The 14,046-nt window shown below is 44.1% G+C and carries 9 protein-coding genes and 2 riboswitches; all 9 genes read right to left on the minus strand.

The genetic code is table 11. The features are described from left to right. Positions 1-657: 657 nt before the first annotated feature. The 9 genes from ACFQ1X_RS12575 to ACFQ1X_RS12615 all read right to left on the minus strand — a co-directional run bounded on the left by ACFQ1X_RS12575 (position 658) and on the right by ACFQ1X_RS12615 (position 13,740). Positions 658-1,995: an NCS2 family permease gene (locus ACFQ1X_RS12575; protein ID WP_144840667.1), complete on the minus strand. Its 1,338-nt coding sequence runs from the start codon at positions 1,993-1,995 to the stop codon at positions 658-660. 132 nt (positions 1,996-2,127) lie between these two features. Then, a riboswitch (purine riboswitch) is annotated at positions 2,128-2,229 on the minus strand. A 103-nt stretch (positions 2,230-2,332) separates the two neighbouring features. Next, positions 2,333-3,871, minus strand: a complete 1,539-nt coding sequence (guaA, locus tag ACFQ1X_RS12580) for a glutamine-hydrolyzing GMP synthase (protein ID WP_144840790.1) — start codon at positions 3,869-3,871, stop codon at positions 2,333-2,335. Positions 3,872-3,999: 128 nt separating this feature from the next. Continuing rightward, positions 4,000-4,101, minus strand: a riboswitch (purine riboswitch). Positions 4,102-4,133: 32 nt separating this feature from the next. Further along, on the minus strand, positions 4,134-6,329 hold the full coding sequence (locus ACFQ1X_RS12585; protein ID WP_144840668.1) for a DUF4129 domain-containing transglutaminase family protein: 2,196 nt from the start codon (positions 6,327-6,329) through the stop codon (positions 4,134-4,136). After that, positions 6,326-7,540: a DUF58 domain-containing protein gene (locus ACFQ1X_RS12590; protein WP_144840669.1), complete on the minus strand. Its 1,215-nt coding sequence runs from the start codon at positions 7,538-7,540 to the stop codon at positions 6,326-6,328. The genes ACFQ1X_RS12585 and ACFQ1X_RS12590 overlap by 4 nt, the downstream gene beginning before the upstream one ends. Continuing rightward, positions 7,537-8,487, minus strand: coding sequence for an AAA family ATPase (locus ACFQ1X_RS12595; protein ID WP_144840791.1), 951 nt, complete (start codon positions 8,485-8,487; stop codon positions 7,537-7,539). The genes ACFQ1X_RS12590 and ACFQ1X_RS12595 overlap by 4 nt, the downstream gene beginning before the upstream one ends. 161 nt (positions 8,488-8,648) lie before the next feature. Then, the gene (nadE, locus tag ACFQ1X_RS12600) at positions 8,649-9,476 is read right to left on the minus strand and encodes an ammonia-dependent NAD(+) synthetase (protein ID WP_144840670.1); all 828 of its coding nucleotides are present in this window, start codon (positions 9,474-9,476) and stop codon (positions 8,649-8,651) included. Positions 9,477-9,487: 11 nt separating this feature from the next. Continuing rightward, positions 9,488-10,960, minus strand: a complete 1,473-nt coding sequence (locus ACFQ1X_RS12605; protein ID WP_144840671.1) for a nicotinate phosphoribosyltransferase — start codon at positions 10,958-10,960, stop codon at positions 9,488-9,490. A gap of 446 nt (positions 10,961-11,406) precedes the next feature. Then, positions 11,407-12,084 carry a GNAT family N-acetyltransferase gene (locus ACFQ1X_RS12610; RefSeq protein WP_144840672.1) on the minus strand — a complete coding sequence of 226 codons (678 nt, stop codon included), beginning with the start codon at positions 12,082-12,084 and terminating at the stop codon, positions 11,407-11,409. Positions 12,085-12,123: 39 nt separating this feature from the next. After that, positions 12,124-13,740 carry an alpha-glucosidase gene (locus ACFQ1X_RS12615; RefSeq protein WP_379082807.1) on the minus strand — a complete coding sequence of 539 codons (1,617 nt, stop codon included), beginning with the start codon at positions 13,738-13,740 and terminating at the stop codon, positions 12,124-12,126. Positions 13,741-14,046: the final 306 nt, after the last annotated feature.

A 14,046-nucleotide genomic window follows, 5' to 3' on the forward strand; every position in this document is an offset into this window, starting at 1 on the left:
CGTTCGTCCTGAGCCAGGATCAAACTCTCCATTATAGAGTAGTTGATTGCTCAAATACTTGCTGGCGCATCGCCGTCCGAAGACAAGCGATTCGCTTTGATCTGCCGAAGCTGATCAGTAGTCTTTTGCTCCGATCGCCTTGCGGCGACCCTCGCAAATTTGTTTCTCGCGCCAAGCGCTCGAAACATATTCATTGACGTTTTGCTGTTCAGTTTTCAAGGTTCAAATTATAACGCCGCGCTCATTGGCGACTTTATTAATATATCAGCTGTGAAATAATAAGTCAACAATTATTTTCAAGTATTTTAAAAGTGCCAACAAGTTAATTATAACAGAATATTCTAATATTAAAATTACAAACAGTTTACAAGTTTGAAAGGAATAATTTCCTTTACATTGAAAGCTATGGTGGGAATTTAAATTCTTGTATTTTTTAGCAAGCCATTTCCCTAAATCAACACCGAATTAAAACATCCAATAAAATTTTACCTCTTCGATGCCGGCCGCTTTCTTTTCAATTGCATCATTAAAAACCTGCCGAAAAATTTCTTCCATTCTATTTTTTACGCTCAAGAATTTTCGACTTTCTTCTATATATTAAGTTCATGCACAGAAAAAAGCCCTGCCAAATTATTGGCAGGGCTTAAGCAATGATTTTTATGCAAGGAATATAAAGTAAAGAACAAAGATGACGAACAGTCCGTACATGATTGGATGAACCTGTTTCCCTTTGCCAGCCGCAATCATTGTGATCGGGTAAAAGATAAAGCCAATTGCAATACCCGTTGCGATGCTGTAACCGAGAGGCATAGCAATCATAGTCAGGAATGCCGGCACTGCGATTTCAAAACGGCCCCAGTCAATCAACCCTAATGACGATACCATCAACACCCCAACAATTATCAATGCCGGTGCAGTGACTGCACTCGTAATTACTTCCAATAGCGGATAAAACAGGATAGCGACAAGGAATAACACTCCTGTAACTACGGAAGCAAATCCTGACCGTGCTCCCGCTGCTACACCTGATGTAGATTCAATATAAGATGTTGTAGTCGATGTTCCGAAGATTGCACCGCCAACTGTTGCGATTGAATCAGCAAGAAGGGCTTTGCCCGCTCTTGGTAGTTTATTGTCTTTCATCAAGCCTGCCTGGTTGGCGACGGCTACCAAAGTTCCGGCAGTGTCAAAAAAGTCTACAAACAGGAACGTTAAAACCACAACCAGGAATTGGATTGTCATCAATGATCCAAAGTCATTGAAAATAGGTTCAAGAGCGACACCGAAAGTTGGGCCCATGTCCGGGACATCCAAATCGATAATGGCACTCGGTAAATTGATAACACCAAAAACCATACCTACTACTGCCGCAACAAGAATACCAAAGAAAATTCCGCCTTTGAATCCCCGGACCATGAAAATCACTGTTACAAACAGACCGAAAATTGCAAGCAAGGTGGATGGGTTAGCTAAATCACCAATCCCTACCATTGTATCCGGATTGCCGACGACTATGCCTGCATTCTGAAGACCGATAAATGTAATATAAAGTCCGATACCTGCACCGACTGCGTATTTCAGTTCTTTGGGTATTGCATTTATAATCGTTTCACGAACGCCGGTCAACGTAAGAAGTATAAAAATTACACCCGAGAAAAGCACGCCGGTCAATGCCGTTTGCCACGGAATGCCATAAGTAAGGATAACCGTATAAGCAAAAAATGCGTTAAGACCCATACCCGGAGCAAGTGCAATCGGATATTTGGCAAGCACACCCATTAATATCGAACCAAGTGCGGCAGCTAAAGCCGTCGCCATGAAAACAGCACCGTAATCCATGCGCATTGAATCCGGCAAATCTGGAACCGATGCCAAAGTCAACGTCAATGGATTAACAACAAGGATATAAGCCATTGCCAAAAATGTTGTTAACCCGCCAATAAATTCCTGGCGATAATTTGTTCCTAGCTCTTCAAACTGAAAATATTTCTTCATTATTTTATTGCCTCCGCTTGCTGTCGCAAAGATGCTATTAAAACAAAAAACGCATACAGCAAAAGCCGTATGCGTTTCCGATTTTAAATTTCTGGAATAGCAATTCCAGAAAAAGTTTATTCCCAAATTGATTATGGAATGAACTTAAATCGTAGTCGAGTCATTTACGGTAACTCGGTAGAAACTTTCGGGCCATATCCCCGACATTATACGACAGCGTTATTTAATTTCTATTGTAGAATAACACATCGCACGCAACCAAACAACCCTATTCACGAACATTTCTCATCATAACTCAGTTTTAGTTCGTGATTAGACAGTCTGATGACAAAAACCTCTACTCCCATTCTATAGTTGCAGGTGGTTTGCTCGTAATGTCATAAAGTACCCGGTTGATATGATCGACTTCGTTTACAAGCCGGACGCTGATTTTTTCGAGGACATCCCATGGAATTCGTGCCCAGTCGGAAGTCATGCCATCAATCGAAGTTACAGCACGGATGCCGATTGCGTAATCATATGTCCGTGCATCACCCATCACGCCGACGCTTCTGATGTCTGGCAGGACGGTGAAATATTGCCAGATATCCCGATCGAGACCTGCTTTGCTGATTTCATCCCGCAGGATCCAATCCGATTCGCGGACGATTTCAAGTTTCTCTTCAGTGACCGCTCCCATGATCCGGATTCCCAGACCCGGTCCAGGGAATGGCTGACGCCAGACGATTTCGTCAGGCATGCCCAGTTCGGTGCCGAGAACTCGTACTTCATCTTTGAATAAAGTATTCAACGGTTCGATGAGTTTAAATTGCATGTCATCCGGCAGGCCGCCGACATTGTGGTGGGATTTTATCGTCTGTGCAGTTGTAGTGCCACTTTCGATTATATCTGTGTATAAAGTTCCTTGCGCAAGGAAATCCATGCCTTCCAGCTTTGATGCTTCATCGTCGAAGACATAAATAAATTCGTTGCCGATAATTTTACGCTTTTGCTCCGGATCGCTGACCCCAGCCAGCTTGTTCATAAAGCGGTCACGTGCATCGACTTTTATAACATTCATATGGAAGCCGTCAGCGAACGTTTTCATGACGCTATCCGCTTCGCCTTTTCGAAGCAGTCCATGATCGACAAAGACACAAGTCAATTGATCTCCGATCGCTTTATGAATCAGCACGGCAACGACTGAAGAATCCACTCCTCCGCTCAAAGCACAAAGAACTTTCTTGTCTCCCACTTCTTCACGGATTTTTTCGATTTCCAGTTCGATGTAATTTTCCATCGACCATTCTGCTGTGTTCCCGCAAATTTCAAAGACGAATTGACGCAGTAATTCATTTCCATAAATGGAATGACGGACTTCCGGGTGAAATTGGACTCCGTAAAAACCTCTGGATTCATCAGCCATTGAAGCAATCGGACAGCCTGCACTGGTTCCGATAACATCAAAGCCGGGAGGTGTTTCAGTTACCAGGTCTCCGTGGCTCATCCAGACAATCTGCTCCTCTGGCATTCCAGAGAACAATTTGCTTTCTTTTATGAGTTTCACTTCTGCTTTGCCGTATTCACGGTTCAGTGATTTTTTTACGTCGCCTTTTAAATGCAGTGCCATCAATTGCATGCCGTAGCAGATTCCGAGAATCGGAAGTCCCATTTCAAATATCGCATCATCTATTGAAAATGCATTTTTATCGTAAACGGAATTCGGGCCACCTGAAAAAATGATGCCGGTTGCGTTCATTTCCTTTATTTCTTCAGCCGTTACTGTGTGGGGATGAAGTTCGCTGTAAACTCCGAGCTCACGAATGCGGCGGGTGATCAATTGGTTGTATTGGCTTCCGAAATCTAAAACGACGATCTTACTTTGTTCTTTCAACATTGGACTGACTGGCAAAACCTTCACCTCTTCTGATCGATTTCAGGGTCTCCAAATAATAAAAGAACGCGAAAAATCTCCTCGCGTTCTTTTGCTCTACATCAAAAAGGCGAAGCCCCATGCCAAAATAGGCATGTGGCATCCGCCTTCATAGTCAAGTCATTTCCGGGGACTTGGTAGAGACATCCGATCCATATCACCGGACATATATGAGGGCACCTGTACTTTATAATTTTCTCAATTGTACAAGTTAGCTCCCTCAAAATCAACTGGTTGTGCGATTGATTAACTTTTCCCAACTTTCTTTCAATTCGTTCCAATTAACCGTTTCGGGCTGTCCTCCGTACACCGACCGCTCGTAGGAGGAGGTCAGACGCGACATTTCCCTTGTGCCGAAAAAGGAATCGATGTATCTGGCATAAGACATCAGCGTCTGCCCCTCTTCCCTTTTAATGCCGTAAAGATCCAATTGTTTCAATAAGCGGAGATAGGCTTTTTCAAATGTCTGTTGCCCTTTTCTTCTGCGGTAGTAAGGCACAAGTACTTTCGGCAGCCATTTTTGGCGCTGTGTAAACAATACCAGGCTCGTGAGAATCAAAGCAGCTATTGCCATAAAAATGATCCCTCGATGCTGGGATATGAAATCACCTATCCGCTCACCGAATCCGGGACCACTTGATTCTGCAGCTGCAGCTGCTGCAGGATCCTCTTCTTCCTCAAGCTCAGGCTGTTCCGGCTGTTCAAGCGGGTCCTGCTCCTCGGTATCGGAAGTTTCGATATCCAGATCGAAATCTATTTGAGAAGATCCCGAGAATCCGATTGTCGGTTCAAAGAGCATCCATCCGACACCCGGCATATAGGCTTCAACCCATGAATGCGCATTATTATTGGTGATCTGATAGACGTCAGTTTCCACGCCGTTCTCATCCACCAATTGTTCTCCTTCATTGAAACCTTTTACCCAACGCGCGGGTATATCCAAGCTGCGCAGCATGACTACCATGGAAGTTGAAAAATTATCACAATAGCCGCGTTTTGTTTCAAAGAGGAATTGATCGACGTAGTCCTGGTCTTCTTCCGGCACAGGAATATCTGTCAGGCTGTATTCAAAATCGTTCCGTTCAAAATAATTCTCAATTGCTCTGGCTTTGTCGTAGACGGTTTCGGAATCCAATGTTATTTCTTCCGCCAAATCACGCACGCGTTGAGGCAATTCTTCCGGCAGTTGTTTGTAACGATCCAACTCCGGCGGGAGCTCCGCCAGTTTGTCAGTCGTTGATTCCCGAAGCCCGGTCAGGCTGAAGCTCGGTTCATTAAATTGAAGTTCGACTGTCTCCGGCTCAAAAGGCGCACCGCTCAATAACGGTTCAATCTTTTGATCAACTGCAGAATAACTGTAACGAATGTCTTCATCCATTTGAATGGATTCTACACCGTAAGGATAAAGCACAAAGGGAAAATCCAGTTCCATTTCAAGAACAGCATTGGCGGATTCCTCTTCTGAGCCCGGTTCAAATTCGGTAGCAATCTGATCTCCGTTATTATATAGAACCGGATCTCCAGCGGAATCACTCAATTCCCAGCCTTTCGTGGTGTAAATATCTTTTGTTTCAACTTTCCAGTATTGGCCATCTTCGACTTCTGCACGGAAAGCCGGTGTATCGTCTCCCTCGAAGGAGCCGCCAAGTTCTGAGTCATCCACTCCGTATCCAATACGGCCAACCGACCCCGGGCCAGCTCCGCCTTCTCCGGAAAATGAAGTAAGGTAAGGAACGGGATCCGGCCACTGCGGTTCAGCTTTTGGCAAATAAAGTGCAAGAGCCGTCGCCATTGCAACCATCAGGAATAACGGAATCATATACCCCGCCAGTCGCTCAATATTTTTATTGATGCGATGGCCTTCAAGCCATCTGGCCAGATGCAGCAATCCGGCAAGCAGAAGGCCGATGATCATGATGCGGATAATTGCAGAATCGCCGTTATAAGGACTGAAAGTGTCCAGTACCGCTATGAAAACGACGGTCAATATATAGAAGAGAAAAATACTCAAACGGAAACTGACCCAATAATGGATCAGGTAAACAGCCATCCAAATTAAGCTGAAAAATAGGATGGTCCGGAAAATATCGGTCGTCTCTGCCCAATCCTGAGCAAACAACGCTTCCAGATTAATGCGCAGATCAGAAAGTATATATCCTAAGGCTTCGAATGAGAAAATAGCGCTTTCCGTATAAACATGAATCAGGAACCACATTATATAGATGGTTTTAACCGCAGCAGAGATTCCCCAATGAATTTGCAAAAAAGCCATTATGATGCTGATTCCTATAAATATGAGAAACAGAGATTTATGCCCAGTGTCGGTCAAAGTGATGACCGGTGTTAGCCATTCAGCCAACAGGAGGAATACCAGCACATATAATATGGCCATGAAAGCTTTATTCTTTCGAATGGAACTCATTTGCGGCTCACCTCCGTAAATACTGATGCAAAATTCTCTGATGAAACATGTTTTACGATAAAGCCTTTTGAAGTGGCAAACAGATGAGCGGCTTCGTCCTCTTTATCAAGTTTTCCACCTTTTTTTGTAATGACGAGACACATGCAAGTATTAAGGTTTTTGATATTCCTTCTAATCGCTTCGATCATTTCAACCGTCAGCTTAGTCGTAACGTAAATCAGCGCTGTCGCACGGATTTGCTGGAGGTTTCGGCTCACCACCTCATGTGCCGGACGGTCAAGGTCAGGCAACACCTTCGTCAAATGGTACATAACGCGCTCCAAATGGCTCTCAGAATGGATGACCGGAAAAGAATCGATACTGTTTCCGACAGACATATAAGCCACACTCGATTTCCCTCTGACAATGGAGTGCAATAAAGAGGCGATCAGTTCAACTTGCGACTCGAAATTCTCAGAAGGTCTCCTGTCATCGAGAAGAAACAGATCTTCCGCCTGCCTGTCTTCAAATTCCTTGGTGCGCAAAGTTTGCGTGCGGGCAAAAGATTTCCAATGTATCCAGGAAACTCTGTCCCCAGGCTGATAGTCGCGGATACCTGTAGCCATCGTTGTGTCTTTTACCAAAGTATGCGGAGCCAGCATCGCGCCCTGGTCGTAGCTGGATTCAATAGCATGGTATGGAATTTCGACAGTTCTTGGATACACAAGAATGGTTTGTTTCAAAGGATACATTTTTGTTTTTTTAGTCCATCCAAAAAAATCGGCTACTTCCAATTCTATTCCTTCCAGAACGTGTTCTCCCCTCGGCATGTCTTCAATTTCATAATGCCAGACGTGCGATTTACGGAAACCGGGCATGAACATCGTCCGATTATCCGCAGCATTTCTTTGTCGCAATGCAATGGAAGTCGTTTTTTCTGTAAGAACTGTGTACAGGAGAGGAAAAGACAGTTTGCGATTCATACGGACAGTCGCTGAATACTTTTGGCCCCGTCTAATTTGAGTTGTATGGATTTTTCTGCTTAATTGAATATCCTCAAGAGGATAAAAATTTAATAATAATGAATACAGCATAAACGGCAACGCCATATAGAAGATGAACCAGCTGACGAAACCGCCCTGGAACATCGCGAATGAAAACGTAAGCAATAGGATGAAAAACACAAAAATTATTCTTCCCCATAAAGCCAGTGCTTTTCGGAATTGTGTCATTGGCCCACTAGCCTTTGGACAGGCACTTTGGTTTTCGTCAAGATACGCTCAGTTATTTCTTCAGAAGTTATACCGTCATACCTCGCTTCAGACCGCAGCATAATACGGTGGCCAAAAACGAATTTCGCCAAGTATTGCACATCATCAGGCGTCACAAAATCACGCCCTTTTAACAAGGCATACGCCTGGACCGACTTCATCAAAGCGATGGAACCGCGGGGACTGACTCCCAGGTAGACGTATGGATCGTTGCGGGTCTGGCGGGCAAGGTCCACAATGTAGCTTCTGATTGTTTCATCCACTTTAATATTTTTTGATTCGCGCTGAAGTTCGAGTAATTCTTCCAACGAGATAACTGACTGTAAATCTTCAATCGGAGTGGAGAATTGGGAGCGGTTTAAAACTTCCATTTCTTCTTTTGGACTGGGATAGCCCATTTTAATTTTCAGCAGAAAACGATCCAGCTGCGCTTCGGGCAGTGGATAAGTTCCTTCATATTCGATCGGATTCTGTGTGGCCATGACAAAAAATGGTTTGGGAATCTGCATGGTGACGCCATCGATGGTGACGGACGCTTCTTCCATAGCCTCAAGCAGTGAAGATTGTGTTTTCGGGGAGGTACGATTAATTTCATCAGCCAAAATAATATTGCCCATGATCGGGCCGGGTCTGAAATGGAACTCCATGTCTTTCGGGTTGTATATCGAAACACCGACTACATCAGACGGCAGTAGATCTGGAGTGAACTGAATACGCTTAAAGTCGGCACCAACCGATTTTGCCAATGCTCTTACCAGCATGGTTTTTCCGACTCCCGGTACATCTTCGAGCAAAACATGGCCGTGGGACAGCATAGCAACCATACTCAATTCTGCGATATCCCGCTTGCCGATGATGACTTTTTCAATATTATCAATAACTTTGTTCAATTGGTCTTTTGGATTCATCATCTTTTCCCCCAGTGAGTGACAAATAATATTTAGAATTGTCACATTCTTATTCATTAGCATAACGAATTATACGCAATAACTCAACTCTGCAGTTATGGATTACAGGCTATTCACACAATAAAAGGCCCCCCAGATGGAGGACCCTGCTAATTATGATATTATTTCCAGAAATCATCGAATACGGTGACAGGCAATTTTCGCTTGTGCATGGTTTTCAAATAGTATCCTTCCAATTTCTCACGTGCTTCATCCGGAATCTCTTTGCCTTCCAGATAATCATCAATCATGTCGTAGGTGATGCCAAGCGCAACTTCATCAGGAATTGCCGGTTTGTCTTCTTCCAGGTCAGCGGTCGGAACCTTATTATAAAGGTGTTCCGGGCTGCCCAGTTCCTTCATCATTTGCTTGCCCTGTCTTTTGTTCAAACGGAATAGCGGCGTCAAATCCGCAGCCCCGTCCCCATGTTTCGTGTAAAAACCGGTGATTGCTTCTGCTGCATGATCTGTTCCAAGCACCACCGCATCGTGCATGGCTGCAACAGAGTACTGGGCTTTCATCCGTTCTCTTGCTTTTTCATTGCCTTTAGCAAAATCGGTCAATTCGATGTTCGCTTGCTCCAAAGCACGATCACTGGCATCGACCGCTTCCTTGATGTTAATGGTATACGTTTTGGTGGGGTTGATGAATTTTAAAGCGTCCTGTGCATCGGGCTCATCGAATTGTTTCCCGTAGGGCAGCCGTACCGCATAAAATCCGTATTGATCGCTGCCAGTTTCTTCATTCATTTGTTCAACAGCCATTTGCGCCATTTTCCCGACCAAAGTGGAATCCTGCCCCCCTGATATTCCGAGGACAAAACCTTTAAGAAATGAATGCTTTTTCAAATAGTCCTTTAAAAATGTAATCGTTCGCTCTATTTCCTCGGTGGGGTTGATTTCTGGCTGAACTTTCATTTCTTCAATGATTTGCTGTTGCAGTTCTGACATATAAAATCCTCCTATTTGTTTGAGAAATTTTGAATCGATTCGCGGACTTCCTGAATGTTTCGCATTTTATTGTCCCAGCATTTCTGGCTGAGATCGACAGGATATTCTTCGGGATTGAGTGAACGCTTGTATTCGTCCCACAGAAGGCTGAGACTCTGTTTCGAATAGTCCTGGATTTCCTGGATGGACGGCGACTTATAGGTGACTTCCCCGTTCCTCACTACTTGGGTGTGAATATCCACAGCCTCAAAATTAGTGACAAATTTCGAAACGAATGTATGGACCGGGTGGAACATTTTGAGGCGTTCCTCGGATGCCGGATCTTCATCCGCCATGGAGATATAATCACCTTCTGATTTCCCATTTTCCCTGTCTATGATTCTGTAAACTTTTTTCAGTCCCGGGGTCGTGACTTTTTCGGCATTTCCGGAAATCTTGATCGTATCTTCCAGATGGCCATCGTCGTTCTCGATCGCTACGATTTTATAAACCGCTCCCAACGCAGGCTGATCGTATGCAGTGATCAGTTTGGTGCCGATCCCCCATGCATCCACTTTCGCCCCCTGGGCTTTCAGGTTAAGGATGGTGTATTCATCCAAATCATTCGACACGACAACTTCCGCTTCCGGAAAACCGGCTTCATCAAGCATTTTGCGCGCTTCTTTGGAAAGGAATGCTATATCGCCGCTATCCAGGCGAATGCCCTGGAAATTAATTTTATCGCCAAGCTCTTTTGCAACCTGAATTGCAATCGGAAGCCCGGATTTTAATGTATCGTATGTATCAACCAGAAACACGCAGTTTTTATGCCGTTTGGCGTACGCGTGAAAAGCTTCATATTCGTCTTTATAAGCCTGGATCATGGAATGGGCATGTGTTCCGGCAACGGGCAGACCGAATAATTTTCCGGCTCTGACGTTGCTGGTCGATTCCAAGCCGCCGATGAATGTGGCACGGGATCCCCAAACAGCCGCATCCATTTCCTGTGCCCGGCGTGTGCCGAACTCCATTACACGATCGTCTTTCACAATTTGTTTGATGCGGCTTGCTTTAGTTGCGATAAGGGTCTGGTAATTAACGATATTGAGTAATGCCGTTTCAATCAACTGGGCTTCGGCAAGAGTCGCCTCGATACGAATCAGCGGTTCGTTCTGGAAAACGACTTCACCTTCAACCACTGAATAAACGTTGCCGGTAAATTTAATTATGCTCAAATAAGCAAGAAAATCTTCTTTATAGCCGGCCTCTTCCCTTAAATAAGCAAGGTCAGACTCGGTGAATCTGAAGTTTTTCAGGTAGTCGAGCACTCGTTCCAGCCCCGCGAAGATGGCATAGCCGTTGCCGAAAGGCAATTTCCGGAAAAACAATTCAAAAACAGCTTTTCTTTCATGCATGCCATCAGCCCAATAAGCCTCCACCATATTAATTTGGTATAAATCTGTATGCAGCGCGAGACTGTCATCCGCATAAGTCGTAGTTTGCATAGAATCTCCTTCTTCCGCTATTCTTAATTTCAATTAATTATACCCTAAAGCAGCCATTTCAAAAACGAAAGGAAGCTCTCCTTCAAATCGACACTTATTAGTTTGACAAACCGCTCCATCTGTGCAATAATATTTAAGTTAACACAGAGGTAACTGGTATATTTGATAATCTGGCATTCTACATTAATGTTTTTGAGAATACTTATTCACACTGGAGCGATTTGAGGATCGCAAGGACGTAAAAGAAGGCAGGGTTTACGTTGCTTAAGTTAGAAAGCACCCAGTGGAACACTGACCGCGGCACTGAAAGCAAATACTTTCAACGGAAATGATTCCCCTTTTTAAGGGTTGAAAAATTGAATCAAGCTATATAAATGTTACCTTCAAACCAACAAAGGGACGCCCCGATAACCTATCGGGAGCGTCCCTTTTCCAATTTCACCCACTCATTCCTCTTCTTGCGGAATAAAAGGATTCTTCCATTCCATCAATAAGGCAAAGTCCCTCGAATCTTCATCATCAAGATAATTTTCCACCAATTTCACCGGGGTTCGTCCGCTGCGCATGAGAAACGTGATGACCGGATCTTTCATTTCACCGGCCAATACTTTATCGACATATTGCTCAGCGCTCATGTCTGCAGAAAAGTATTTGAAACCCGGCATTCGGCCGCCCCCGATAACCCGTTCCAACCCATCTTCAATGACACGTTCATAAGCTGCCTGCTGCAATAATTTTCCGATTTCCATTTTTCGGAAAGCCGGTTTTACACCAACATCCACTATATAAAAGCTTTTTCCGTCCGGATTATGAGTCGTAATATATCCGCGGTCCGTTACCTCCTCCCAATTGTGGGTGGAATGATTCGGATTGAAATCCGTCAACATTCCGGTCAGCGAACCCGCCAGTTTACCGTCGATTTCGACGCATAGCGCTCCTTCCGGATAATACTTTATATGATTGGCTAATTGTTTTTCATTCCATAATAGTTCATCGGGAAAAGGCGGGGGAAAACATTCCCTTTGGATTTCAATCAGATCTTTAAAATCAGCCTGCCGGTAATTCCTGATGATTGCTTTATAGACTTTTTCACCTTGAAACACAAATTGCTCTTTAGAATACAAGTTCTTCGCTCCTTTGTTTTACAGGCTTTTGTTCGTTTTTCATTCCAATAAATAAACACGCGCTTCATAAGGTTGAAGTTTTTTATCTTTAAAGACAGTGTAATTGGACAGCAGCAGCTTCCCTTTTTCCCTCAAAGACCAATAACAGCCATCTTTGTCCAAATGTGAAACAACTAGAATCCGTAGATTTTTGAATTCCCGAATGTAAGCGTAAACGTCCGGACAATCAGTTTCAGCAAGTTCTGTGCTGCCGTACAAAAGGCATTCGTTGCCTTTGCGCAAAGCAATCATTTTCTTGTAAAAGGACAAAATCGATTGTTCATCTTTTTCTTGCGCCTCAACATTGAGCCATTGATAGTTTGGATTAAGTGAAATCCACGGCTCACCTGCAGTAAACCCTGCATTCTTCCCGCTATGCCATTGCATTGGTGTTCTTGCATGGTCTCGGCTGTTTTTTTTAATCATTTGCATAATTTCTTCGTGAGAAACGCCATTTAATCGATTATACCGATATAGATTTTTTGTCTCTACATCCCTGTACATTTTAATATCATCAAAAGGCGCATTCGTCATGCCGATTTCCTGGCCCTGGTAGATGAACGGCGTTCCTTGCATAAAGAAATACATACACGCGAGAGCAGTAGCACTTTCCCGCCAATAATGTTTGTCGTCCCCCCAGGTTGAAACAGTTCTCGGCCGATCATGATTTTCAAGATACAATGAATTCCACGCTATGCCATGGGCGCTCTTTTGCCAGCGGTCCAAAACTTTTTTCAAGGTCATCACATTATAATCGGCGTCGAGTTCCGGGTTCCAGTTTTCATGAGCCTCCAGATGAAAGATCATATTGAATTTGCCTTCATCCTCACTGATCCATTCTGCCAATTCATGGGCTTTTACACTATTCGCTTCACCCACTGTTACAATATCGTACTTCGAAAAAACTTCATCTCGCAGCTCTTCAAGAAAATCCTGTATCCCTTCAACATTCGTCATCTTTTCCCAGGCAGGCACGTAATTCCTGCCTTCGGGATTCGGCATATCGGTGAAATCTTTTTTCAGGTGATTGATGGCGTCAACCCGGAAACCATCGACCCCTTTTTCAATCCACCACCGGATCATATCGTAAAGTTCATGGCGGACTTCCGGATTCTCCCAATTCAGATCCACCTGGTTTTTCGTATAGAGATGAAGATAATATTGATTGGTCTTCGGATCGAATGTCCAGGCAGGGCCGCCGAAAATACTTTCCCAATTTGTCGGCTTATCCCGCCAAATATACCAATCCCGCTTCGGATTGTCTTTTGAAGATTTTGATTCGAGAAACCAGGGATGCTGATCGCTGGTATGGTTCAGCACAAGGTCCAGAATGAGTTTCATGCCACGGGCATGGATTTGTTCAAGCATATGGTCAAAATCATCCATCGTGCCCATCTCATCCATGATTCCCCTGTAATCACTGACATCATAGCCGTTATCTACATTGGGTGATTTATACATCGGACAAAGCCAGATAATATCAATTCCCAGTTCCTGCAGATAATCAAGCTTCTCTGTGACCCCGTTTAAATCTCCCACACCATCACCGCTGATATCTTTGAAACTCCGTGTATATATCTGATAGACTACTGCCTCTTTCCACCATGTTTTCTTCATGTTTTATGGCCTTCTTTCAGAACGATTTCCCAGCCGGGACCAGAGGAAATTCCACATTGGTAACTATATATGTTGAACTAATAAATCCATAGTAGCCGATATTCCGCAAAACAGCTTGCTTGCCTGGGGGCTTGCGCTGTTTTGCTCCATATCTAAGATACTCTCTCAATCAAAGTTACTTCACTAGCGAAGGTGCGCTCCAGGACTGGGCGAAGCAATAAGACGAGTGGTCTTCTCGGCTTATTGCGGGAGCCTTGTCCAAAGCACCGAAGCGGCATATTTATCGGATTCTTTAATTCAATATAT

The sequence above is a fragment of the Metaplanococcus flavidus genome (assembly GCF_042675885.1).
Taxonomy (GTDB): domain Bacteria; phylum Bacillota; class Bacilli; order Bacillales_A; family Planococcaceae; genus Planococcus; species Planococcus flavidus.

Excerpts from the sequence above, each read along its gene's own strand:
- ACFQ1X_RS12575 (WP_144840667.1), bottom strand. The coding sequence starts at position 1,995 with ATGAAGAAATATTTTCAGTTTGAAGAGCTAGGAACAAATTATCGCCAG.
- guaA (WP_144840790.1), bottom strand. The coding sequence starts at position 3,871 with ATGTTGAAAGAACAAAGTAAGATCGTCGTTTTAGATTTCGGAAGCCAA.
- ACFQ1X_RS12585 (WP_144840668.1), bottom strand. The coding sequence starts at position 6,329 with ATGAGTTCCATTCGAAAGAATAAAGCTTTCATGGCCATATTATATGTG.
- ACFQ1X_RS12590 (WP_144840669.1), bottom strand. The coding sequence starts at position 7,540 with ATGACACAATTCCGAAAAGCACTGGCTTTATGGGGAAGAATAATTTTT.
- ACFQ1X_RS12595 (WP_144840791.1), bottom strand. The coding sequence starts at position 8,487 with ATGAATCCAAAAGACCAATTGAACAAAGTTATTGATAATATTGAAAAA.
- nadE (WP_144840670.1), bottom strand. The coding sequence starts at position 9,476 with ATGTCAGAACTGCAACAGCAAATCATTGAAGAAATGAAAGTTCAGCCA.
- ACFQ1X_RS12605 (WP_144840671.1), bottom strand. The coding sequence starts at position 10,960 with ATGCAAACTACGACTTATGCGGATGACAGTCTCGCGCTGCATACAGAT.
- ACFQ1X_RS12615 (WP_379082807.1), bottom strand. The coding sequence starts at position 13,740 with ATGAAGAAAACATGGTGGAAAGAGGCAGTAGTCTATCAGATATATACA.